The 21,504-nt window shown below is 55.3% G+C and carries 17 protein-coding genes and 1 pseudogene; 5 read left to right on the top strand and 13 right to left on the bottom strand.

Going from position 1 to position 21,504, the window contains the following annotated elements:
• Positions 1-200: 200 nt before the first annotated feature.
• Both H6F46_RS05830 and queA read right to left on the bottom strand, forming a co-directional pair.
• Positions 201-1,205, bottom strand: coding sequence for a rod shape-determining protein (locus H6F46_RS05830; RefSeq protein WP_190353978.1), 1,005 nt, complete (start codon positions 1,203-1,205; stop codon positions 201-203).
• Between the two features lie 521 nt (positions 1,206-1,726).
• Positions 1,727-2,896, bottom strand: a complete 1,170-nt coding sequence (gene queA, locus H6F46_RS05825) for a tRNA preQ1(34) S-adenosylmethionine ribosyltransferase-isomerase QueA (RefSeq protein ID WP_190353904.1) — start codon at positions 2,894-2,896, stop codon at positions 1,727-1,729.
• A 111-nt stretch (positions 2,897-3,007) separates the two neighbouring features.
• Between queA and H6F46_RS05820 the strand changes: the two genes are divergently transcribed.
• From H6F46_RS05820 to H6F46_RS05810, 3 genes are all read left to right on the top strand, one after another.
• Positions 3,008-3,397, top strand: coding sequence for a hypothetical protein (locus H6F46_RS05820; RefSeq protein ID WP_099533415.1), 390 nt, complete (start codon positions 3,008-3,010; stop codon positions 3,395-3,397).
• 885 nt (positions 3,398-4,282) lie between these two features.
• Positions 4,283-5,824 carry a carotenoid oxygenase family protein gene (locus H6F46_RS05815; RefSeq protein ID WP_190353903.1) on the top strand — a complete coding sequence of 514 codons (1,542 nt, stop codon included), beginning with the start codon at positions 4,283-4,285 and terminating at the stop codon, positions 5,822-5,824.
• A 341-nt stretch (positions 5,825-6,165) separates the two neighbouring features.
• Positions 6,166-6,768, top strand: a complete 603-nt coding sequence (locus tag H6F46_RS05810) for a superoxide dismutase (protein WP_190353902.1) — start codon at positions 6,166-6,168, stop codon at positions 6,766-6,768.
• 555 nt (positions 6,769-7,323) lie between these two features.
• Here H6F46_RS05810 and H6F46_RS05805 read toward each other — a convergent pair.
• From H6F46_RS05805 to H6F46_RS05795, 3 genes are all read right to left on the bottom strand, one after another.
• Positions 7,324-8,922, bottom strand: a complete 1,599-nt coding sequence (locus H6F46_RS05805; RefSeq protein ID WP_190353901.1) for a matrixin family metalloprotease — start codon at positions 8,920-8,922, stop codon at positions 7,324-7,326.
• A gap of 269 nt (positions 8,923-9,191) precedes the next feature.
• Positions 9,192-9,956: a pentapeptide repeat-containing protein gene (locus H6F46_RS19690; RefSeq protein ID WP_190353900.1), complete on the bottom strand. Its 765-nt coding sequence runs from the start codon at positions 9,954-9,956 to the stop codon at positions 9,192-9,194.
• A 9-nt stretch (positions 9,957-9,965) separates the two neighbouring features.
• On the bottom strand, positions 9,966-10,634 hold the full coding sequence (locus H6F46_RS05795; protein ID WP_099533414.1) for a hypothetical protein: 669 nt from the start codon (positions 10,632-10,634) through the stop codon (positions 9,966-9,968).
• 248 nt (positions 10,635-10,882) lie between these two features.
• Between H6F46_RS05795 and H6F46_RS05790 the strand changes: the two are divergent.
• Both H6F46_RS05790 and rimM read left to right on the top strand, forming a co-directional pair.
• Positions 10,883-11,776: pseudogene (locus H6F46_RS05790) on the top strand (methylenetetrahydrofolate reductase); the annotation flags it as partial.
• Positions 11,777-11,958: 182 nt separating this feature from the next.
• Positions 11,959-12,507 carry a ribosome maturation factor RimM gene (gene rimM, locus H6F46_RS05785; protein ID WP_190353898.1) on the top strand — a complete coding sequence of 183 codons (549 nt, stop codon included), beginning with the start codon at positions 11,959-11,961 and terminating at the stop codon, positions 12,505-12,507.
• A gap of 91 nt (positions 12,508-12,598) precedes the next feature.
• Here the strand turns inward: rimM and H6F46_RS05780 are convergent, their stop codons facing one another.
• The 8 genes from H6F46_RS05780 to H6F46_RS05745 form a co-directional block, all read right to left on the bottom strand.
• Positions 12,599-14,878: a PhnD/SsuA/transferrin family substrate-binding protein gene (locus H6F46_RS05780; protein ID WP_255508900.1), complete on the bottom strand. Its 2,280-nt coding sequence runs from the start codon at positions 14,876-14,878 to the stop codon at positions 12,599-12,601.
• Positions 14,859-15,254, bottom strand: a complete 396-nt coding sequence (locus H6F46_RS05775) for a rhodanese-like domain-containing protein (protein WP_190353896.1) — start codon at positions 15,252-15,254, stop codon at positions 14,859-14,861. The genes H6F46_RS05780 and H6F46_RS05775 overlap by 20 nt, the downstream gene beginning before the upstream one ends.
• 407 nt (positions 15,255-15,661) lie before the next feature.
• Positions 15,662-16,180: an MgtC/SapB family protein gene (locus H6F46_RS05770; RefSeq protein WP_190353977.1), complete on the bottom strand. Its 519-nt coding sequence runs from the start codon at positions 16,178-16,180 to the stop codon at positions 15,662-15,664.
• Between the two features lie 34 nt (positions 16,181-16,214).
• Positions 16,215-17,021, bottom strand: coding sequence for an ABC transporter permease (locus H6F46_RS05765; protein ID WP_234406938.1), 807 nt, complete (start codon positions 17,019-17,021; stop codon positions 16,215-16,217).
• A 219-nt stretch (positions 17,022-17,240) separates the two neighbouring features.
• The gene (locus H6F46_RS05760) at positions 17,241-18,563 is read right to left on the bottom strand and encodes an ABC transporter substrate-binding protein (RefSeq protein WP_190353895.1); all 1,323 of its coding nucleotides are present in this window, start codon (positions 18,561-18,563) and stop codon (positions 17,241-17,243) included.
• Positions 18,560-19,594: an ABC transporter ATP-binding protein gene (locus tag H6F46_RS05755; RefSeq protein ID WP_190353894.1), complete on the bottom strand. Its 1,035-nt coding sequence runs from the start codon at positions 19,592-19,594 to the stop codon at positions 18,560-18,562. Before H6F46_RS05755 ends, H6F46_RS05760 begins: the two co-directional genes overlap by 4 nt.
• Complete coding sequence (locus tag H6F46_RS05750; protein WP_199291403.1) at positions 19,591-20,829, bottom strand: acyl-CoA dehydrogenase family protein; 1,239 nt, start codon at positions 20,827-20,829, stop codon at positions 19,591-19,593. The genes H6F46_RS05755 and H6F46_RS05750 overlap by 4 nt, the downstream gene beginning before the upstream one ends.
• A gap of 100 nt (positions 20,830-20,929) precedes the next feature.
• Positions 20,930-21,457, bottom strand: coding sequence for a DUF4242 domain-containing protein (locus H6F46_RS05745; protein ID WP_190353893.1), 528 nt, complete (start codon positions 21,455-21,457; stop codon positions 20,930-20,932).
• Positions 21,458-21,504: the final 47 nt, after the last annotated feature.

Raw genomic sequence — 21,504 nt, 5'->3', positions numbered from 1 at the left:
TTAAGGAAACGGTGAATTGGGGTCAGCCAAGATCAGTGCAGTACAGGCTGAGCAATGCAAGCTGAACAACAGAAGCTGAACAGTGCAGGCTCAGGCTGAATGCAAACTGAATGTAGACTGTGCAACTGTAGATGCAAACTATGCAACGCAGGCTTTGACTGCACCTCCACCTTAGCGGAGGTCAGGTGCTTCAGTCGGTCTTAGAGATTACGCGAGCTGCCACTAAAGACCCGCTCTAATTGTTTGAAGTTTTCGAGAACGCGACCGGTTCCCAACACCACACAGCTCAGCGGATCGGGAGCCACGTGAACCACGATGCCCGTTTCATGGCTGATCAGGGTGTCTAGTCCCTTGAGCAACGCGCCGCCGCCCGCCAGCATAATTCCCCGATCGATGATGTCTGAGGCCAATTCCGGCGGGGTTCGTTCCAAAGTCCGCTTCACGGCTTCCACAATCACCGACAGCGGCTCCGACATGCTTTCGCGCACTTCGCCCTGTTTTACGGCAACGGTGCAAGGCAAACCGGACAGGAGGTGCAGTCCGCGCACTTCCAACACCACGTCATCTTCGTTGCTGGGGTAGGCAGAGCCAATTTGGATTTTGACTTCTTCCGCTGTCCGTTCCCCAATGACGAGGTTGTGGACTTTTTTCATGTATTGGGTGATGGATTCGCTGAGTTCATCGCCCGCCACGCGCACGGATTCGCTCAACACCGTTCCCTGCAAGCTGAGAACGGCAACTTCGGTTGTGCCGCCGCCGATGTCTACGATCATGTTACCGGTGGGTTCTGCCACGGGCAGACCGGCCCCGATCGCCGCTGCGACCGGTTCATCAATCAAGTAAACGTCTCTGGCTCCGGCTTGGTGTGCCGCTTCCATGACGGCTCGCCGCTCCACGCCGGTCACGCCGCTCGGAATTCCGATCACAATTCGGGGTGGCACCAGAGCTCTGCCTTCGTTGACGCGCCGAATGAAGTGCTTCAGCATCAACTCCGCTGTGTCGAAGTCGGCGATTACCCCGTCACGCAGGGGCCGCAGGGCCATGACGTTGCCGGGCGTTCGACCCAACATCTTTTTGGCATCTTCGCCAACCGCTAGGGGGACTCGCTTGTCTTGATCGATCGCCACGACGGACGGCTCTTGGAGCACGATGCCCTTGCCGGACACATACACCAAGGTATTGGCCGTCCCGAGGTCGATGCCCATATCCCGAGACAAGGAGAAGCCATTAAAAAGACCCACGTTTTAAGCCCCCACAAGGTCAGGAACTGAAGTTGCTTCGCCAAAAATGACTGTACCGGTGACAGTCGAGCTGGATTCTATTACGTTTTGTACCAGCCGTCTATCCCTGAGTTGGGCGATCGCCCGGGCCGTTGAAACCCTCCTCTCAGTTGCAGGCAGGCTATTTAAAAGAAGCGATGGCATGGTGTGTGGCGATCAGTGGCGATCCGGTAAGTTATGCGCTGGATTCTCTGGATCTTTCCAAGGAGTATGGGGGCGAATCCTGATGGATTTGCAACCAGCTTTCCTGAAGATTTGGGCCTGAGATTTCGGCTTGCCTAGGGATTTGGGAGGAGATTTTGGCCGGGAATCCCTAGGTTTACAAGGAATGGGAAAACAAACGAATTGACAGGGCGTTGGAGAAAAACCGGCTCAGGCAGAGATTGGAATGGAATGAGGAGATAGCTGCCGAATCTGGACTGGTCTTGCCACCAGTCTAGCGTTGATTAGTCCTCAGTCTCGAAACGGGGGGCGATGCAAGCATCCGGCAGCAGCAACATGGCATCTCCAAAGGAGTAGAACCGGTAACGATCGGGGTAGGGATCCGCTGGCGCATCCAAGGCAGCCTGATATAGCTCCAAGAGACGGGCCCGTCCCACAAAAGCCCCCACCAGCATCATCAAGCTCGATCGGGGTAGGTGGAAATTGGTGATCAGGCCGTCCACAACCCGCCATTGATAGCCGGGATAAATAAACAGATCTGTTTTGCCGCAAAACGCTTCCACTTGGCCATGGCGTGCGGCGGACTCCAGGGTTCGCACCGCCGTTGTGCCCACCGCAAATACCCGGCCGCCATTGGCCCGAGTCGTCCGAATTTTTTCGGCCACCTCTTCGGACAGCAGGGCCCATTCCTCATGCATTTTGTGGGCGGTGATATCTGGGCTGGCCACGGGACGAAACGTTCCCACGCCCACATGCAGCGTCACGAAAGCCCGCCCCACACCAGCGGCACTCAGGCGATCGAGTAATTCTGGGGTGAAGTGCAAGCCGGCCGTGGGAGCCGCCGCCGAACCGGGATCGCGGGCATAAACCGTTTGGTAGCGATCGGGCGGGGCCGCCGAATCGGTAATGTAGGGCGGCAGCGGCATTTCGCCCCAAGCATCCAGAATTTCCAGCAGAGAGTTGACCCCTGGCGGCAACTGAAACCGTAGCAGGCGGCCCCCCGTGTTCCGGTCAACGGCCACCACTTCAGCCGATAGTTTGGCGACTGTCGGAGTTGCTGTCGGAGCTGCTGTCAGATTCGCCTGTGCCATACCGGGCGGTGGGTCAAATTCAATTTGGGTTCCCACCGGCAGTCGCTTGCCGGGCCGCACCAGGGCCAGCCAGCTATCGGGCGATCGCGCTTCCAGCAACAACACTTCCACCGCCGCTCCGCTGGCCTTGTGGCCATGGAGCCGAGCTGGAATCACGGAAGAATCATTCATCACCAACAGATCGCCGGGTCTTAAGAATTCCAGCAAATCGCGAAACTGTCGGTGAACAATCTCATGGGGCGAGGTGGCCACCAGCAATCGCGATCGATCGCGGGGTTCTCGCGGGTTTTGGGCAATTCGATCATTGGGTAGCTCGTAGTGATAGCCGTCCAGCGATCGATCGGGGTCGTTGATGTATCCCATAAAAAGGGAATAGTCACGTTTTGTAAGAATCGCTTAAGATTTTAAGTCAAGAAACGTAAATCTTGAGAGAATATTAAATGTATCGATCGCTTGGAAATCCAAGCTCGGGCCATGGAATACCTCTACCGCTTCGCCAACGCCAGTCTAACGCTCCGAGCGATCGAGCATGTCAGCACCTCCTGGCGCTCCTCTCTGCAATTTGTCACCGTTCTCCATCAGATTGATGGATGGATTTTGCGTCTCAAGTTGTTTTCGCCGCTCATTTCCAAAGCCCATCTCGATTTGCAAGCCTTTTTGCAAGAATTAGGCTCGCCTTACTTGCCCTCGCCGCAGCTCAAAGTTGTGCTCTGGAGCCTTGAATTGGGTCAGTCTCCTATTTCCGTCATGGAACGTCATCAGGTAGCCGTCATTTCCCACGGTCGTCCGGACAAGGAAGAAATAGAGGAATTCTGCAAGCAATTTATTGCTGGTTTGGGTTACTGCCCCGCAACCCTTGCTTGATGAAGAGGCTATTGTCTTTTCTATCAGGGCCAAAGCGGCTGATGTTTCTTAAAGCTCAAACCTGAAGGACAGCCACTTTGCTCCCTGATTTTTAGGTTCAGGAATTGTGGTCTCTGCTCTCCGAATGACTGCTAAGAATCAGGAAAGTTGAGACAAATCCCGGAAACCCCAAAGAGATTGATCAATCAATAAATAGTGGGGATGAATAATTATCATGGGCGATCGCAACGATCCCCAATCATGATAACGACCTCACCCCCTGCCCATAGTCACCTGAAAGATCAGCGCTAAATTCTGAATAATACCCTGACTGAGATTCATCCTTGAAGTCATTTTCTAGATAATAAAACAACTTAATTATTGCCTTGATTGTTTTTGAAGATTGACCAATTTGATCGGGTTTATACTTAAAATCTGACCATCAAAACTCATGAAAATCCATGAATTCTCATGAGAACAAGCCGATAAAGATCAAATCAAAATAAAATCAAGATAAAATTAAAATGATTGAATTTGAATGATTATTTGGATAATACAAATTAAAGCAAAAATTAAGCAAAAAACACGAAAACGCACCTGAAAATCTTTGATAAATATCTGGAATACCTAAAAGATCAACTTTGACCCGAAACAAAATTCACTTGATCGCGATTTGCACCAATAGGGGCTAATTGCCCGAGAATTGCCGGTTCTGCGCGGTTCCAGACAAGACAGACCATTAGACTAGAGAAGCAAGCCTTACGGATTGGGCGTTGGAGCGATCGCCCTGTGTGATTGTCCATTGTGATTGTGCATTGCGGTCACCCATGGGCCGCGATTGCTCCGAAATTGGTCGCCCGATCGGGTCTTCTGCAACCGCCACCCAACTCGATTTGACCGCGATCCATGCAAAGCCTTGAAACGAAAACCTCATCAAAACCAGTGCCCTATAGTCTCGCGGACTGGCAGCGGGGCTATGAATCTCAACCCCAAGAGTTTGAGACCTGGATTGATGACATTGAAGGGGAAATTCCCAGCAACCTCACCGGCACGCTGTTTCGCAATGGCCCCGGCCTGCTGGATGTGGCCGGCGAGCCGATCGGACATCCCTTTGATGGGGATGGGATGATTTGCCAAATTACCTTCCAAAATGGTCGGGCCCATTTTCGCAATCGGTTTGTGCGCACCGAAGGCTATTTGGCCGAACAGGCAGCCGGCAAAATTCTCTATCGCGGCGTGTTTGGTACGCAAAAGGCCGGCGGTTGGCTGGCGAATTTGTTGGATCTGAAGATTAAAAATATTGCCAATACCCATGTGATGTATTGGGCCGATCGACTCTGGGCCCTTTGGGAAGCGGCCGAACCCCACCGTTTGGATCCGAAAACCCTGGAGACGATCGGGCTGGATTCGATCGATGGACTGCTGAAGCCCGGCGATGCCTTTGCCGCCCATGCCCGCATTGATCCTGGCACGGTTCCCGGCGCGGCCGAAACAGCCACCGGAGCCAACCGCTGGGCCATGAGTCCCAACTCGGCGGGCGATCGGCGCTTCGTGAACTTTGCCGTGAAGCCCGGCCTTTCCACCAACATCACGATCTATGAATTAGACGAAGCGGGAAAACTCGCCAGCCGCCAAACCCGTAGCGTGCCGGGATTTGCCTTTTTGCATGATTTTGCCATCACTCCCCATTGGTGCATCTTTTTCCAAAATCCCGTCAAATTTAATCCGCTGCCTTTCATGCTGGGATTCAAAGGGGCGGGGCAATGCCTGGAATTTGACCCCAAACAACCCACTCGGGCCCTGCTGATTCCTCGGGATCCGAGCCAAGCGGTGCGCGTGCTGGATGTGCCGCCTTGCTTTGTGTTTCACCACGGCAACGCCTTTGAAAGCCCCGATGGTCAACAAATCACGATCGATTCCGTTTGCTATGACTCGTTCCCAACCCTGGAACCGGGCGCAGACTTCCGATCGGTTGATTTTGGTAGCCTGCCGGAAGGACAGCTTTGGCGATTTGAAATGGACTTGACCACCGATCGGGTGCGATCGCACTGCATCGAAAGTCGCTGCTGTGAATTTCCCAGCTTGCACCCCAATGCCGTGGGCCATGAACATCGCTACCTATATATCGGGGCAGCCCGATCGCCCCAAGGCAACGCGCCCCTGCAAGCGGTGTTGAAATTGGATTTGCAAACGGGCGATCGGTCCCTGTTTGACCTGGGCGCGCGGGTTTTTGGCGGTGAACCTCTGTTCGTTCCCAATCCCCAAGCCACCCAAGAGGACGATGGTTGGGTGTTGCTGCTGGCCTACAATGCCGAGCGCCACGCCTCCGATCTGATCATCCTGGCCGCTCAGGATCTGTCCCTGGTGGCTCGGTTGAAACTCAAGCACCATGTTCCTTATGGTCTGCATGGCAGCTTTGTGCCCCAGGTGTTTGGCATCGCAGACTAGAGATCGCAAATCTAGAGATCACAAATCTAGAAATTGCAGAGCTAGAACCGGAAAAACCCGATCGACTGGGCTGAACCATTTGAGCTGGGTGATTTGAGCTGGGTGATTGCCCAGCCAAGACCCAGCCCGGTGAACGGTTTCAACCCATCGGCCAAGACCAACCAGCAAACTTGTCCCTGCACGGGATGCACAGATTTTGCGATACCCTAGAGGGCGGCTGTTTTGCTCGCCAGAAGTTGTTTTAATCGGCTGGCCGGTGGCGTGCGATCGCCCCAGTCTGCCGCCAACAACCGTGCAATCGCCAAGAACCGAGAGAAGCACCAAGAGAAAGCACTGCAATCATGGCTTACCAACTTCCTGCCCTGCCCTACGATTACACGGCGCTGGAACCCTACATCAGCAAGGAAACCCTCGGGTTCCACCACGACAAGCACCACGCCGCCTACGTCACCAACTACAACAAGGCCGTTGAAGGGACTGAGCTGGACGCACAGCCGATCGAAGACGTAATCAAAGCCATTGCTGGTGATGCATCCAAAGCTGGCATCTTCAACAACGCTGCCCAAGCCTGGAATCACAGCTTCTACTGGAACAGCATTAAGCCCAACGGTGGCGGCCAACCGGCCGGCGCACTGCTGGACAAAATTGTGGCTGACTTCGGCAGCTTTGATGAATTCGTGACCCAATTCAAAGCCGCCGGGGCTACCCAATTCGGTAGTGGTTGGGCTTGGCTGGTGCTCGATAACGGCACGCTCAAGGTGACCAAAACCGGCAACGCCGAAAACCCCATGACCGCCGGCCAAATTCCCCTCCTGACCATGGATGTTTGGGAACATGCCTACTATTTGGATTACCAAAATCGCCGTCCCGACTACATCAGCGATTTCGTAACCAAGCTGATCAACTGGGAGTTTGTGGCTGAAAACTTCGCCAAAGCTGCCTAGTTGTTGCCTCGGAACCTTGGGGTTTTTGAATTTTTCCGATGATTTAGCCCCCAATGGGTTCAATGCTTTTTTCCTTTGCCTGTTTGGTTACAGGTTTGGCAAAAAGTTGATCTGCTGAATCATCTAAATCATCCCTGGCCGACCCAAGATAGTTTGGGTCGGCATTATTTTTGGTTTTTCCCGAAGGTCAAATTTCAATCACCCTGAACAATCAATCCGGGTGAAAAATGACCTGAAAAAAAACGTCCCGCACCGCTCAGGCTTGGGACGCGTCGCTGAATTGTCGCATTTAACATAGCAGACGACGATCGCCCAAAGACGGATGCCAGTTGTTTGCAATCCTTAATTGGCAATTGTGGTCTTGTTATTTCGGCTGCCCTATGCCCGAAAAATAACCCTTTCAGCCGATCGAATCCGACCCGACATTAGGGGTTAAATTCCGGGCAAAATTTCAAAGCGGGCAGCTCCCAAGCCCGATCGACCCGCGATCGGCTCAGGCATCTGCGAACCTGCGAACCTGCGAACCTGCGAATCAATGATCCCGATCGATCGCGCTTAGGGAACCGGTGAGGCAATCAGGGCCGCCCCGATCGCCTCAGCTCCCACGCCGGGCACAAAGGCCAAGAAAGCATTGCTGCTGCCCGCAATACTCATCATGGTTCCAGCCTGACCGTTGAGCGTAAAGGGCGCATAGGCCACGGCCGAGGGAGAGAATCCATCCGTCAAACCGATGCGATCGACCCCTGGGGTGAAGTCCGTCAAAATATCCGTCACTTCCGGCGTGGGCGCAGGGGTGCTCGTCCGCAACACAAAGATATCGGCTCCATCGCCCCCGGTCAGTTGATCCCGTCCCCGATCGCCCGACAGGATGTCGTCACCAGGGCCACCAATCAACACATCAAACCCAAAACCACCCCGCAGCAGGTCATTACCCGCCCCGCCATCAAGGGTATCTGGGCCAATCCGCCCGGAAATTTGGTCATTGCCCGCGCCCCCTTGCAAGACATTCGGCAAGGCATTGCCCAAAATTTCATCAGTCCCAGCCGTGCCAACCACGTTTTCCAAATTGGCCCCAATCCCAACGACCCAGCCGTAGCCCATGTCTTGGTAGTCGGGGCCGGTCGGTTCGTTTTTGCCCTTGTAAATACGTGCGCCCAAGGCAGAACGCTCCGTCAAGCGGCCGTTATCGATCAGATCAAACAGGTAATCGCCTGCCGGGAGGGCCGATGCGTCCACCGTGTCATTGCCCCCACCATCCCAAATCGCTTGCACCGTGCGGAGATTACTGGAATCTAGGCGATAGGTGGTGTTTTCTGCCCGTGAACCGCGATTGGTGCCATACAAGAACTGCAACGCGGCAATATCCAACGCCATCAACGTTGAAGGATCCGCAAATCCCTTGTCCTGCTGAGCATCGCCGTTGTAGCTCATGACCGTGTTCACGATATTGTCGCGAGCCGAATCAAGAAACGGTTCTTCACCTGCGTTTTCTGCGGGTTGGCCAGGATCCTGGTTGGCGGTGGCGTTGTAGTTTCCGGGGTGCTTCAGGCCCAAGGCGTGACCAATTTCGTGGATCAGCGTCGAGTAGCCATAGCTGCCGGGGCCGGAGGTAAAGGCCGTGCTCGGGTCGCTGTTGTTTGCGGGCTGGAGGTGAACTGCGCCGCCCCGCTCGGAATTGCTGGGATAGTAGGCGTAAGCATTGCCCTCTGGCCCTGGTCCCTGGGAGTAAACGATCCGTACCTTGCTGTCTGCGGAGTCCGCCACTTCCACAAAATTCAGCGGCACAATTTCGCTGTAGTGGCGAAAGATTGCCCGCACGTTGTTTTTAACGGACTCTTCGACCTCCTGGATGTTAGTTTCATCCTGACTCGCGTTATAGGTACTAACGGTGGCAGGGGAAATGAAGCTGTAGGTGATGGTGCCGCCGGGGCCCACGGGCCACTTGTCGGGAGCGCCTGAGTCAGTGGTGGCAATGATCGTATCCACCACAGGCGAACCGCTGCCGGCCGCTAGGGGGCGGGTGGGGGCTGAGCTGCCGTTGGTGCTGCCACCCCGGGCCGATCGACAGGCCCGACAACTGCAACGGGAAGATTCAGAAGCGGTGGGGAGAGAGGCGGGTGCGAGAACAGAGTCACTGAGAGAGAAAGTGGTCATAAAAATAATGAACGGTTTAACATCCCTTCAACCATTCATCCATTTATAGAAATCCTTTCTGTGAATGCCAATGTAAAAAGGAAAATGTTGCTATCCGTAAAGGAACGAATCCTAAATTGATGTTTTGTTGGGAGCTGTTATTAGTTCCTTTCCTTGAATTGGATCATTAGGGACGCAAGGTGATTGAGGCGATGATTGAGGCTCTCAGAATGCTTGCTCTGGAGTAAATTGACCCGAGAAGCCGGAGATTTTGTGGGAGCAAGATCAGGCTAGGGTTCTGGCCAAAGGGTGTCTAGGGTGATGCTGAGGCTCCAATCGGCATCGGTCAGTAAGGCTCCGCGTAGGTCGGCGCGACAGAGGTTCGCTCCGTGCAAATTGGCCCCTCGTAAGTCGGCCCCTTGCAGGTTGGCATCGCTGAGATTCGCCCAGGCAAAGTCTGCACCAACCAGGCTGGCTCCGGACAGGTCGGCTTCGGCCAGTTGGGCGGCGGCCCAGTGGGAGCGATCGCCCCGTAATTCTCGGGCCTGGAGGCCGTGGGCTTGCAGTTGCCCAAATTCGGCCCCCAAGACCAAGGCGCGATCGAGCAGGGCCCCTTGCAAAATTGCCCCTTGGGCACGGGTGAAGGCCCAGGTCGATCGCGCCAGTTGTCCGCGACTGAGGTTGGCTCCCCGCAGGTCAGCTTCGGCCAGGTTCACGCCGGCCCAACTCACATCCCGCAAGTCTGCGTGGCGCAGGTCGGCTTGGCGGAAGTTGGCCGCAATGGCTTGGCTGTGGCGTAACTGAATTCCGAAGCCCTGCATCCCAATCGCCCGTAAACCGAGACCTTGCAGATGGGAACCGTTGGCCCCTTGCAAGTCGGCGCGATCGAGAATTGCCTGCTGGAGTTGGGCCCCGGCCAAGTCCCACTGGGGCAAACGCCAACCGCTCAGATCTGCACCGCGCAAGTCGGCAGGCCGATCGCCCTGTTGTGCCCGCCAATCGGCCCACTGTCGGGGCGATCGGGCCAAATACATAAGATCCGCTGCGTCTGCCACGATCGATTGCTACTCCTTTCGGGTCAGGAGCACCGGGGTGCGGCCATCGTTGCCGTCATCCCGATCGCGTCCAGAAACATGGGCGATTGCATCCTCGACCGCTGCCACTGCTGCCAAAATATCTCGCTCTTCGCCACCGAGGTACATCCGCCCAAAGCTGCCCACCGCCGTGATGTGCAGAATATTGATCAACGCGGCCTTTTCCGCCTCGTTGGCGGCCAGGGCCGCATAGGCCGCCGGTTCCACCTCAAAAACATAGAGGGTTTGACCCGCCAGCAGCATGTTGCCACGGCTGGTGCGGTTAATTAATTGCGCCTGGTGAGGATCAATATTGCGGATGATTTGGCTGGAGATGACGCGGGGCTTGAGGCGATCGCTCTCCCGCACTCCCAAAGCCTGCAAAATGGCCCGGCCCGCTGTCAGGGTTTCCCCTTGGCGGCTGGAGTGAATTTCTAACAGGCCATATAACCGTTCCACAAACTGCACGCCGGGCCGCACGGAGGTGGCCTTGAGGGCCACATCGGTGATGCGGTTGATTTCAATCCCGGGCGATACTTCAATCCAAAGGGAACTGTCCCCGGGGAGCGGCAAGAAGCCGATCGCCACTGTGCCAATGTAGGCCGCATGTTGGGGTTGCAGGCGATCGAGATAAACGTAGCTTCGGAGTTCGATACCCAAGGAGGAGGCTGGCTTCCGCAGCGGGGGCAATGGCCGGAATCTGTGGGCAATCCACGGGCTTCATTGTGCCAAGGGGCCGGCCCCAACACAAGGCCGATCGCCCAAGGTGGGGGAACAGCGGGCGATCGGGCCAGAAAATTAGACTAGCTCGCAAAATCCCTCGCCAAAGGGAAGATTTTGGGGGGAAAACTTCCGGGTAGAATGTCGATCTATGCCTGCGCAACCCCTGTCTCTTGCGCCGTTAGTTAATGCCCGTGTTATCGCGTTTTCGTACTGCTGCCAGCGCTGGCACTTTTTTGGTGACTGCCGAGGTGATGCCACCGAAGGGCAGCGACACTAGCCACATGTTGGCCATGGCCGAGCAGTTGCAACCTTGGGTTCATGCGGTGAACATCACCGACGGCAGCCGGGCCGTGTTGCGGATGTCTTCGTTGGCGGCCGCGAGCTTGCTGTTGCAACGGGGCATTGAACCCGTGTGGCAGGTGGCCTGTCGCGATCGAAACCGAATTGCCCTCCAAGCGGATTTGATGGGGGCCCATGCCCTGGGGATTCAGAACGTATTGGCCCTCACGGGTGACCCGGTGAAGGCCGGTGACTTTCCCGAAGCCCGCAGCGTCTTTGACTGGGAAGCGGTGCGCCTGTTGGAAGCGGTGAAGCGGCTCAACCAAGGGCAAGATGCGGCCGATCGCCCCTTGGAAAATAGCGGAACAGATCTCTTTGTTGGAGCGGCGGTGGATCCCCAATGCAAGAGTTGGTCGGGGGTGCAGCGGCGTTTTCAGCGCAAATTAGCTGCCGGGGCCCAGTTTTTCCAAAGTCAATTAATTTCTGACTTCGATCGCCTGGATCAGTTCATGACCCAGGTGGCTGCCGGTTGCGGAAAGCCAATTTTGGCGGGGATCTTTCTGCTGAAATCAGCGAAAAATGCGGAATTTATCAACCGCAATGTGCCCGGCGTAGAAATTCCTCAGCATTTGATCGATCGCCTGGCTCGGGCCCAAGACCCCTTACGCGAGGGCATGGCGATCGCCGCTGAACAGGTGGCCATGGCCCGCCACATTTGCCAGGGAGTCCATCTGATGGCGGTGCGCCGCGAGGACTTAATCCCCGAAATTTTGCAGATGGCTGGTTTGGAACCCGTGACCCCGCCCGCCCAGCCGATCGACAGCAATGGCCAGTCCAATGGTGATGCCCATAGTCATCCCAACAACCATTCAGACAGCCCCTTAGGCAGCAAGTCAACCGATCAAACCACCGATCAAACCACCGGCCAAGCCACCGGCAATAGTTCATCCCCTTCCTTGACCTCTACCTCCTCTTTGCATCCATGAGCACCCCTGATGATTGGCTTGAAGTGGGCAAAATTGTTGCCCCTCAAGGTCTGCGGGGGGAACTGCGGATCTATCCCGATTCCGATTTTCCAGAACGATTTATGGAGCCGGGCCAGCGCTGGTTGTTGCCGCCGGGGGCCAAGCTGGGGCGGGACGAACCCCAACCGGTGCGCCTGCTGAGCGGTCGATATCTGAATAAGCAAAATCTGTATGTGGTGCGGTTTGCGGAAGTGGTCGATCGCACCAGTGCCGAAAACCTCCGGGGAGCCAAGTTGCTAGTTTCGGCCCACAGCCGCCCTCCCTTGGAAGCGGGGGAATATCACCTGATGGACTTGATGGGCATGGAGGTGTTTGATCAGGTGCAACAGGTTTCGATCGGGCAAGTGGTGGGCCTGGCGACCGCTGCTCAGGATTTGCTGCAAGTGCAACTCACGGACTCGGAACAGGTGATTTTGATTCCCTTTGTGGATGAAATTGTCCCGATCGTTGACCTAACAACCAAGCGTCTGGAAATTGTGCCCCCCGCTGGTCTTTTGGATTTGTAATTCCAGCGGATAAATTCAACCCAAAATCTGCCCGAAATCTGCGAGCGATCGGTTGTTATTTCGGTTGTTGCGGTTGTTATTCCGGCTTTGATTAAACAGCTTCCGCCAGTTCTGGCGCGGACAATTGAGAAGCAACCGCCCAACCCGCGCGTCGAGGCAGCCGGATTTCAAAACCCGTTCCTTGACCCGGTGCAGACTGGCAACTGAGCCGACCATGGTGTTGTTCCACCACAATTTGGTAGGCGATCGACAGGCCTAAACCAGTGCCCTGACCGATCGGCTTTGTGGTGAAAAAGGGGTCAAAAATGCGCGATCGCACCTCTGGGTTAATGCCCGTACCGTTATCGGTAATTTTAACCACCACCTCATGATCTTCCACGACCGTTTGAATGGTGATCTTGGGAACGAGTTTCGTGGAACTTTCCCCACCAGCAACACCATAGGCTAACGGCTGAAACTGGCTTTCCAGGGCATCGATCGCGTTGCTGAGTAAGTTCATAAAAACCTGGTTCACTTGCCCGGGATAGCATTCCACCAGCGGCAAATCACCATATTGGCGATCGATTTGAATCTCCAAGCCCTTCAACGAGGGTAAGAGTCGATGCTGCAAAATCAACAGCGTACTTTCCAAGCCCTCATGTAAATCCACCGCCTTCATTTCCGCTTCATCAACCCTTGAAAAATTACGCAGAGACAGTGCTAGCGATCGGATGCGATCGGTGCCGGTCTTCATCGAGGTAATCAGCTTGGGTAAGTCAGTCTGAATAAAATCCAGATCGAGTTGATCAAGAATTTCTTCTTGCAAGTGAGGCGATTCTTGGTGTGTTTTCAGCAGTTGAATGATTTTCACCAGCTCCGCAGCATATTCTTCGAGATAACGCATATTGCCATAGATAAAACTGACAGGATTATTCAATTCATGGGCAATTCCCGCTACTAATTGACCGAGGCTCGACATTTTTTCTGCCTGAATGAGTTGGAGTTGGGTTGATTGCAACTCTTGCAAGGTGGCTTGCAGGGTTTGTGCCTTTTCTTGTAGATGAACTTTGGATGTTCGGAGCTGGTCTTCCACCTGCTTGCGATTGGTAATGTCGGTGTGGGAACCGGCCATGCGGTAGGGTCGCCCTTGATAGTTCCGTTGCAAGGTTCCTCGGCACAATACCCAGCGATAGGAACCATCACGATGTCGCAGGCGATATTCCAACTCCCATTGGGTGCGATCGCTGGCAAAAAATTGGCTTAAGGCCTGAGTGAATCGATCACGATCGTCGGGATGCAAGCGATCAAACCATTGATCAACATGGGGCGGAATGTCTGCGGGTTGATAGCCCAACAAAGCCGCCCAGCGATCGGAAAATAGCGTCCGGCCCGTTTCCACCATCCAATCCCACAGACCATCGTGGGATCCCTTCACCGCCAGGGCAAAACTCGCCGTAGTGCGCCCAAAATCTCGATAGGGCGGCACTTGCAGCACCTGAAAACATTCATGCACTGACTGATAATTCAGGGGAATTGTCCAACCGGCGGCCCCAGCCGCCTGGGCTGCGGGCGCGTCAGTGGGCATCTGCAACAGCGCAATGGTCACCGCCTCCGCGATCGCCCGAGGAACCATGGGCAAAACAGCGAAGGGCCATTCCGGATAGAGCCGAGTGCTGAGGGCAAAGGGCAGCGCCGACGGCACAATCGCTGGAGGCGGCAGAATTTGAATCGTGTTTAAGTCCAGCGCCCCCGTTGCCGCGAGCTGTTCCAAAACATGGGTGCTGACGATCCCCACCTCTGCTTGACCCGATTGCACGGCGGCCACCACCCGATCGTGGCTCCCTAAAAACTCCAGCGCCGCAAAATCTCGATAGGGATCGATCGCCGCTTCGATCAATTCCCGCCACGCCATCCGCCAGCCCCCCAGGGAGGTTTCCGCCACCGCCGCCACCGATCGCCCCTTCAAATCTGACAACTGAGTCATGGGCAGGAGATCGCGCCGACTAAAAATTGCGCCGCCAAATTCCGTTGCCGGTTTTCCCAATTGCAGCGTTTTCAAAGTGGCAATTCGGTTCAGACCAAATTGTGTTTCAAACTCCACATACAGCCCCGGATTAACAATGGCAAACTGTACGGCTTGGCTGGCAATGGCTTGATGGATATCATCAAAGCTCAGGGGAACTATTGTAAATTGACGATCAGAAACAACGGCCGATAAATAATCAGCCGTTGGTTGCCACATGGACTCAGCAATCTTTAATCCTCGGTTGGCTAACACTCCAATTTTGAGTGCAGTGCCAAATTCAGATCCTTCACCATCCCATTCAGGATTTTGGTGACTTGCCTCTCCAAAATTAAATGACTTTGCAGAACTAAATTGAATCGCTTTCATTCTTCACGACGGTTGGATAACCCGCTGCTTTCCAAGCTAAAATTCCTCCCTTCAGATGCACCAACGGTAGATTGCGATCGCGCAAGAGTCGCTGACCTCCTTCAGCCGATCGTCTGCCGCTGCGGCAATATAACACCACTGTTTCTGATTCAGCACTCCAAGCTGTCCCATTTAGTTGACTCAAGGGTTGTAAAACAGCACCAGCAATATGCTCTGTCTGGAACTCTTGAACTTCCCGCACATCAATTAAGGTGATTTTTTGAGTCTTCAGCCATTCGTAAAGAACTTCTGCTGATACTTCAGGAATTACTATCTCTGTAGTGTTTTCTCCTTTTGATAGGAGAAAGGGATCAAGATTTCTAGAATTGTAAGACATGATGTCGATTGACGTGGTTTTGGTAAAGTTGCTAACAGATGAATTCATGATAGTCAAGAGTCAAATTATAGCTGATATTTTTATCGGTGGTCAGAGATCTTACAGATTTTTTATTCAATTCAAAATATATGAGCTTGTAAAAATATGAATTCACATTTTAATGACTTAATTTTCTCCTTTTTTCTGGATTAAATTGATCAAAGTATTGTAAATTTCGTTACGTGACTAATTAAGTCAAGAATAAATTTAAGATATTTAAACTGAGACTTGCTCTCATGATTAAGATCGTGCCAATTGAATATCCTTTAAGACTTTTCCAAGCAATTTTCAAAATTCATTAAAGAATTGCCAAGTTCGATGGAAGGTACTGAGTCCTGATTCAGGGTAAGTGAACTAAATCAACTAAATTACTGGAGGTTTGGAGGGGGGGGTGGCTGCTGCTCACTTCGTGAATGTCGCCGCAAAATTGACTTTGGTAATGACCGACGTACCCGCTTGACCCCACTGAGGGTCAACAGAGATAGCACACTACCAAATAGACACATTTGCCACAGACCACAACCGATGGCTGCGCCGAGAGCAGCCGCCATCCACACGGAGGCTGCTGTTGTGAGTCCACGAACCTTGACTGTGCTGGATTGTTTAGACTGCGGTTGCAAAATGAGTCCAGCTCCCAGAAAGCCAACACCAGTTGCGACACCTTGAATGGTGCGGCTAAGAGCGTTAGCGGCAGCAAAAGAACTGTCGCCGTCCGCTTGCAGTGGAATCATGACAAACATGGCAGCTCCTGTACTGACCAACATAAAAGTGCGCATTCCTGCTGAGCGCCCACGACGCTCTCGATTGAGACCAATGACCAGACCTACCAGGGCGGCAAAGCTGAGGCGAAAAACCATCGTGGGCCAACTATCGGTCGCAAAAAACATGCTCTGTGCCATAAGCGCTCCTTATTAATCACAATTAGGAATAATGGGTGAGGCGATTGAGCGATCGCAACCCGGTATCCAGCCCATAGCCGATCGCGCCGATGGTCAAAATAGCAGCCATCAATTCGCTATAGGCCAGGCGATCGCGCGTATCCAAAATGAAGTAGCCCAAGCCCGAGCTAACCCCTAACATTTCGGCGGGCACTAACACGATCCAAATCACGCCGACTGCCAGGCGCAGCCCTACGAAAAGGTGCGGCCCGATCGCGGGCAAAATGACCCGACCGATCACCTCCCAACGGGTTGCACAAAGGCTGCGGGCTAACAGCAACCATCGCCGATCGACGCTATGCACTCCCGCCGCCGCATTCAGCAACACGGGCCAAACCGCCGCCACGGTGAGCAGAAAGTACACGGGCGCATCTCCAATCCCAAAGGCCATCACAGCCAGTGGCATCCAAGACAGGGGCGACACCATCCGCACAAACTGAAACAGAACAGACGTGCCCTGCTCCAGGGGCCGCCACAGCCCCAGGGCAATGCCAACGGGAATCCCAATCAGGGCGGCAGCGGCTAAGCCAACCACGACCCGCCGCAAACTCGCGCCAATGTGGGGTTCCAAAGTGCCGTCACCCAGCAGCTTCAGGACGGTGGTGAGCGATTTTTCTGGTGAAAAGTCCCCCACGATCGCGCCGGGATGCAACAGCGGGGACGTGAGCACCCACCACAGCAACAGCCCCAGCAGCAGGCCAAGCAAGGGGCTACTCACGATCCCCAACACTCCGCGAAGTTGTCGAGCAACGCCCGATCGCCCTGCTTTTTGCCACATTCCAACCGCCATGGCTGCCCAATCCCTCCAATGCCTAATAGCTTGTCTTGACGATGCTGGCTGAATGAGTGGGGCCAATGAGTGGAATCGCTGGCCACCCTTCCCCGAAATCGGCGTGAATCTAGATCGGCATGACTCGGCATGACTGTGATCTGTCGATCGGGAACTGACCCGGTGAAATTGACGTGGAATTGATGCTCAAGCGAGCTGGATCGGGTGATGCCCAAGGCTTCAGAGCGCGATCGTTTCCTCCCGGGTCAGGCTTTCGGGTAACCGGAAGGCAGCGGGGCCGCCCACCGCAGCCAGGGCCGCCTTCACCAAGGAGTCATCCACCAAGTCTTGGGCCACCCACTCGGGGTCAAGATCTTGTAAAAACTGGGTTTCTCCTTCCACTTGGGTTTCCTTGAGCAAGCGCACCAGCTCAGCGGTGTAGGACGGAAAAGGATAGGGTTGAAAATCAATTCGATCGATCTGCCAATCGGGATGGGCGATCGCCCCTTGGGCTTGATAAACGGCTGGGTCGTAGGCCGTTAGGGCCCGAATCAGGGCCGCTTTCGGATGAGGCGTGTATTTGCCCCCCTCCTTCGACAAAATTTCAGCCACACCTGTGCGGTTTTCGCCGCTCCAATACTGGGCCTTGACGATCGCCTGCACCACCCGCTGCGCCCAATCGGGATGCTGGGTGAGGTCGTCTTCATGCATCAGCACCACACAGCAGGCGTGATCCTTCCACACATCGCCGGTAAAGCGCAGAATTTTGCCTGTTTTGAGGTTTTCTGCCGCCGCGTTGAAAGGTTCCGCCACGATGTAGCCCGCGATCGCTTGGTTGGCGAGGGCCGAAACCATATCCGGTGGCGGCAGCACAATTAAATTCACCTCGTTGGCGGCCACCTTGGCCTCTTTGGGCCGCCGCACCACCTTCAATCCTGCTTTCTTCAGCAGTTGCTGGAGCACCACGTTGTGGATTGAATACCAAAAGGGCACAGCCACCTTGCGACCGCCCAGGTCTTCCAGGCGATTAATTTCCGGCAAGACGGTCAGGGCTGAACCATTGGTGTGATTCCAGGCCACAATCTTGGCCGGAAACTTGCGGCCATAGCGCAACCACAAGGTGGCGGGCATCAGGATATGGATGACATTCACCTGTCTGGCCAAAAACGCTTCGACCACCTGCGGCCAAGAACGAAAGAGGGTTGGTTTTTCGGCCGTTAGTCCCTCCGCTTGATATAGCTCGCGGGCATGGGCCACCAACAGGGGAGCCGCATCGGTGATCGGCAGGTAGCCAATTTTGACCGGGGGTTGGGCCGTGGGTGTCGCCGGGGCTGAAGCAGCGGGGCTAGATTGAGCGGGGCCTTGGGTTGGCTGGCAGCCCCCGACGGCCAGGGTTGCCCCCAGGGAGGCTGAGAATAGTCCTGTGAGTTGCAGGAAATCTCGCCGACTGAGGCCGCAGCAGTCGCAACCCAGGCCGGCAGTGGGGCCGCTGGCAAAGGGGGGCGCAATCCAATGGGGGGTGGCACGGCTCGATCGAGCGCGGGCTTGGCGATCGCTGGTCATGGTTGGACACCTCCCGCGATCGAGGGCAGAACAACGGGGTCAATCACGGTCAACAACTCCTCTAAAATTTCGCGACGCAGGGCCCCTTGGGCGGCGGGGTCTCGCAGGGCGCGATTGTTCGGATCTGTGGGGGGCGATCGCAAAATCCACTGGCGACGAATCCGCCCGGGATTGCGATCCATCAACACCACCCGATCGCCCAGGGCCAAAGCCTCATCAATGTCGTGGGTGACCATGAGCACGGCCGCTGGGTAGCGGGTGATCGCCTGAAGCAGCAACGCTTGCATCGATCGGCGCGTAATCGCATCCAGGGCGCTGAACGGTTCATCCAACAGCAGCAGTTCCGGTTGCCGCACCAGGGCCCGTGCCAGGGCCACCCGCTGCGCCATCCCGCCCGAGAGTTGGTGAGGATAGGCCCGTTCCACGCCCCCTAAGCCAACGCTGGCCAAGGCTTCGGCCGCGCGCGATCGGGCAACTGCTTTGGCAATGGCAGGCATTCGCCGCAACTTCAATCCCCAGGTGATGTTTTGGGTCACCGTTAACCAGGGCAGCAAGGCCGGCCCCTGAAACACCATCCCCACCGAGGGTTGTGGCTCTTGGATAGGTTGACCCTTCAGCCGCACTTCTCCGGCCGTGGCCCGTTGCAAACCGGCGATGGCCAACAGCAAAGAAGACTTGCCGCAACCGCTGGGGCCCAGCAGGCAAACCAACTCCCGAGGGTGAAGGTCGAGGTTAATTTGCGCGAAGGCCAAGACCCGATCGCGTCCTGCGGAGTAGTGATGGGTTAGCCCCCGCACGGTCAGCAATGGGCGATCCGTTCGATCTGTTTGATCCGTTTCCCGATCGGCCGCAGCGTTCCCGACACCGGATTGAGGTGCGACTGATGGGGGCGATCGAAGAGTTGAGGTTTTGAGGCGATCGGGCGGCTTTGGGGTAGGGATGTCTGAGACCGTGGATGAGCGATCGGGTAACTCCCCGGACTCCCACAGATCCGGAGATCGGCCCACGGTCACCGGCAGCAACTCACTCATCGCCTGACCTCCGATCGGGAGGGCGATCGACTCGCGGCGGTTTTGGCGATCGACGGTGGAATGGCCCCCGTAGCCAGAACGGGGGCAGTGGTCAGGGCTGTGCGGGAGGGGTTGTGGATCGCGGGGCTGATGGTTGACTCGATCTCCGGGTCGCTCACGATGGCGGGCGTGACGCGGGCCAACTCCGTTTCCAGTTGCACCAAGCTGGGGGTGAGCACCGGTAAAAACGCTACTTCCCGCCAGCGCCGGGCCGTTGCATGGTCGTTGAGATAGGCCCCGCCCCCCTGTGCTTCCAACTCCAGCGTGATGGCATCCACGGCCAGGCGGGTTAAGGCAATGCGGACTTCAAACAGATGCCGCGTTTCAGCAAAGGAAAACTCGGAGAGCGCCGCCAATTGCCGTAGTTGCGTGGCCAGCTCGTCGTAGCGGTGATCAAGCTGCTGCAAGGCTCCCCGCAATACCTGCGATCGGGTTTGGAGCGTGTTGCGAATGGCCCGCCGAGCCGATCGAGCCTTGCCCAAACTCAAACCGCACTGCAACAGCAAGAATGCCGGCCGAATGGTTGGCAGAAACTGCCTGGCTCGATCGCTCAAAACCCAAGTGCGATCGACCTCCACCCCTTCCAGGGTTAAGGCCGCCGTGTTGGAACCACGCAGCCCCAACAAATCCAAATCCGCACTACGCGACAGGCCCGGGGTATTCGCCGGAATCACCGCCACGATCGCCTCCCCCTCAGGGGTTTCCGCCGCCACCGCCACCAAAAACTCACCCGGCACTAAATTAGAAGCCCAGGGCAAATGGCCATCCAAGCGTAACCGTTGCCCCTGCCAACGGGCTTGTACCCGCAAGGCCTCAATGCCCGCCAAGTGCTTCATGGCGTTCGATAAACCCGTCGCGCCGAAGCGATCGGCCCGTACCACCTGGGGCAGGAGGGTTTGGCGCAACTTGTCGTTATCACTGGCCACCAAATATTCCGCAAAGGCTCGCTGGCACCAAAACACAAAGGCGCTGGTTAAGCAGTCCTCCGCCGTTTGGGCGATCGCCTCGATGGCATCCAAGCGCGTGCCCCCCGTCCCGCCTTGGCGCTCAGGAATGCCCAGCCCAAGCCAGCCAACCGATGCCAACAACCGCAACGAGTTCCGACTGTCTCGGTAACCCTTGCCATCATTCACTGCTTGGGCTTGCTCCGCCAGCAAAGCCCGAATCGCCTGTGGATCGACAACACCAGTTTTCACATCTATTGCCTACAGAATGATTGCCTACAAAATTACCGACCTAAATCGACCCTAAATTGGTCATTTTTCTGGGCATTAACCTGAGTCTTAAACCTGAGTCTTAGTCCAGCGTTTCCAGACTGGTGAGCCGATCGATGGGCGCACCCACCACCTCGCGGGCTTGCTTCACCGTTGCCTCATCGGGACTGTCATAAAAACAGAGACACTTACTCAAGTCCTCGCAAACATAGGTTCGCTCAAAGGAAACCGCTGGTACTTGAGCATAAAGAGGGGATTTTTCAGCCTTACGTTGCAAATACTTGTCCATCGTTAGCCCCGCTGGCAAATCCCATTCCACCAGGTAATTAGCTTTGTCCTTCTGGTTTTTAACGGCAGCTAAGTCTTGCCCCACCAAGCGCACAGGTTTAACCAGCTCGATCGTCAGGCTACTATTCAAGAAAGCCGCACGCACTGATACTTCATCCTGGGCATCAAGGATGGCAAAAAGCCGAAAAAGATCCTTGCCAATTTGGGCCTCAATCAATTCCGAATCGGTTGCGAGGGCCGCTTTTGATACTTGATCCAAAGCGGTACGAATTTCATCCCCATGCCGGTTCAATATGGATGCTTCAACCAAAAATAGTGTCATTTTTATCTCTCCTGGTTCTTCGGTTTGGGGTAATGATTGGCAGAAAA

The organism is Limnothrix sp. FACHB-1083, from assembly GCF_014696485.1.
Taxonomy (GTDB): domain Bacteria; phylum Cyanobacteriota; class Cyanobacteriia; order CACIAM-69d; family CACIAM-69d; genus CACIAM-69d.
The sequence above is the reverse complement of the archived record's forward strand: the minus strand, read 5'-3'. Positions and strand labels throughout refer to the sequence as shown.

Coding starts and splice junctions, on each gene's coding strand:
- H6F46_RS05830 (WP_190353978.1), bottom strand. CDS start 1,205: ATGGGCATCGACCTCGGGACGGCCAATACCTTGGTGTATGTGTCCGGC.
- queA (WP_190353904.1), bottom strand. CDS start 2,896: ATGGGATACATCAACGACCCCGATCGATCGCTGGACGGCTATCACTAC.
- H6F46_RS05820 (WP_099533415.1), top strand. CDS start 3,008: ATGGAATACCTCTACCGCTTCGCCAACGCCAGTCTAACGCTCCGAGCG.
- H6F46_RS05815 (WP_190353903.1), top strand. CDS start 4,283: ATGCAAAGCCTTGAAACGAAAACCTCATCAAAACCAGTGCCCTATAGT.
- H6F46_RS05810 (WP_190353902.1), top strand. CDS start 6,166: ATGGCTTACCAACTTCCTGCCCTGCCCTACGATTACACGGCGCTGGAA.
- H6F46_RS05805 (WP_190353901.1), bottom strand. CDS start 8,922: ATGACCACTTTCTCTCTCAGTGACTCTGTTCTCGCACCCGCCTCTCTC.
- rimM (WP_190353898.1), top strand. CDS start 11,959: ATGAGCACCCCTGATGATTGGCTTGAAGTGGGCAAAATTGTTGCCCCT.
- H6F46_RS05780 (WP_255508900.1), bottom strand. CDS start 14,878: ATGAAAGCGATTCAATTTAGTTCTGCAAAGTCATTTAATTTTGGAGAG.
- H6F46_RS05775 (WP_190353896.1), bottom strand. CDS start 15,254: ATGTCTTACAATTCTAGAAATCTTGATCCCTTTCTCCTATCAAAAGGA.
- H6F46_RS05770 (WP_190353977.1), bottom strand. CDS start 16,180: ATGTTTTTTGCGACCGATAGTTGGCCCACGATGGTTTTTCGCCTCAGC.
- H6F46_RS05765 (WP_234406938.1), bottom strand. CDS start 17,021: ATGGCGGTTGGAATGTGGCAAAAAGCAGGGCGATCGGGCGTTGCTCGA.
- H6F46_RS05760 (WP_190353895.1), bottom strand. CDS start 18,563: ATGACCAGCGATCGCCAAGCCCGCGCTCGATCGAGCCGTGCCACCCCC.
- H6F46_RS05755 (WP_190353894.1), bottom strand. CDS start 19,594: ATGAGTGAGTTGCTGCCGGTGACCGTGGGCCGATCTCCGGATCTGTGG.
- H6F46_RS05745 (WP_190353893.1), bottom strand. CDS start 21,457: ATGACACTATTTTTGGTTGAAGCATCCATATTGAACCGGCATGGGGAT.